Here is a 1,928-nt window from a genome sequence, read left to right on the forward strand (position 1 = left end):
AGGCATTTGCTATCGTAAAAAGTGGATTACCTTACGATGAGAACTTTGTTTCTAAATTAGCTTAAAACACTTGTTTTTTAACTCAGTTCTTTGTTGTAAGCAGTACTTTTTATTCTTCTGTTGTTAATGATTCAAATATTGACTGAAAACTATCTTCTGGATGTCTCACAACTGATTTTTTATGACTTGTTAAAACAGCAGTATTCATTCTATCACAAAACTCTTTTTTCTTAAAAAGGTTCTTATAATCAAATAATTCTACTGAAGCTATATAGTCAGTTATAAAACCATTAATATCAAGTGCAACTAATTCGAAAAGCTTTTTTACAGCAGTTGATAACTGACTTTTTACCGAAGCAGTTACATAGTCATTAGGATTTTGAATTATTGCAGATCCAAGTTCATCATCATTTATTATAGACTTTATTATTCGCAAAATTGTAAATCTTGCTAAACCATAATTTCTTACTGGTATATTCTCAATCTTTTCTATATTTTCTATTATTGTATTGTGTATTAAATATGTCAAATATATTTTTTGACAAGTCATATTTCTAGAAAATATATTTTCATAATCATCACCATAAAAGCTAGTTTTTAAGTGTGTTTTATATGGTTCGTCAAAATAAAATGACTTTATTAGTTGTCCTGCGTAATCTATATCAATTACATCATCATATCCAATTGAACTTTCTCCTCTCTTAATTCTATAAAGTACATTATTATTAAACGTTTCAAAAAAGTTTCTTTGCAAACTAATTTGAACTCGATCATTAGATTTAAGATCTTTTGGACTTATAGCATTTTGATTATTTGCATTTTTTGTAATTTTTTGAATCAAAGTACTTTGAGGTTCTACTTTTATGATTTTTGTTAAAACTAACATTCGATCAGATAGATTTGCTCGATTTTGATAAAAAGAAACTAATGATTGACAACCATTAATTACCTGATAACCAGAAATTTTTATTTCGTTATTAGCTGGCTCAAAATCAAAGTCTGAACAAGTAATTGAAACTCCATTATGATACAAGAAAAATCTATCGTGTTCTGAGTTGTCTTTTATTGTATTAGCAAGTTCTTTATTGACTCTAGTTTTTCCAGTCCATAAACGAACATTTCTTGAAAACAAGGTATGGTCTTGAATACCATCAAGTTTTAAAAGTTGATTAACAGGAATAGCAAGAACAATTGAAGAATTGTCAGTAGCAGAATTATATATTATGGCTGTAGAATTAGATAATTCAAGAGTTTTCGGTGTATTAGCAATGTCTGCCTCAACCATATATGTATACTTTCCAAAAATTATATTATTGTCATAGGCGTCAATATTGGTTGTTTCTAAATATTCTGTAGCATTAACATCAAAAATTTTATTAGTTACATAAACATAACTAACTCCATAGCCTCTAGCGATTTTGTCTGATATTTTTAAATTATTAAGTCTTTCTTTTAACTCTAGATTTATTAAAGCCACTTGAAGTCGATTCACTTCTGTTTCACTTGAAAACCAAGTTGCAACTCCTGAAAACTCTCTAATTTTTGAATCTCCAGAATCTCTATCATCATTTGGTGAAAATTCAGATTGGAAAATGTAAATCTCTTCATCATTTTCATCTACCCAAATTCCATCTATTCCTTTGTCTCTTGATCCATCTACTACGCTATCAACACTTTCTTGTTCACTTAAACAAAATATGTTCTTTAAAAACCAAATTAGAAAAGCAGAATTATCATTTCTGTATTGGTGTTTTAAGACTTCAACTTCGCTTCTTACTCGTGAATTATATTCAGTTCTATTCATTGTTTTAGTATTGTTTGGGTATTGCTTACAACTCAGGGTTAAACGTAGTTCTGCTTTGAGAATGAAAAGATAATAAATTCTTGAGCAATAATTAGAGAAAAGCTCTTCCTTATAATCTCTAATT

Annotated in this window: 1 protein-coding gene; it reads right to left on the reverse strand. The window is 28.1% G+C overall.

From position 1 onward, the window contains the following. Nucleotides 1-109 precede the first annotated feature (109 nt). A partial coding sequence (locus tag DFQ02_RS14930) for an AIPR family protein (RefSeq protein WP_220340319.1) occupies nucleotides 110-1,928 on the reverse strand: 1,819 nt, incomplete at its 5' end.

Origin of the sequence: Seonamhaeicola aphaedonensis (assembly GCF_003386195.1) — a bacterium.
Classification (GTDB): domain Bacteria; phylum Bacteroidota; class Bacteroidia; order Flavobacteriales; family Flavobacteriaceae; genus Seonamhaeicola; species Seonamhaeicola aphaedonensis.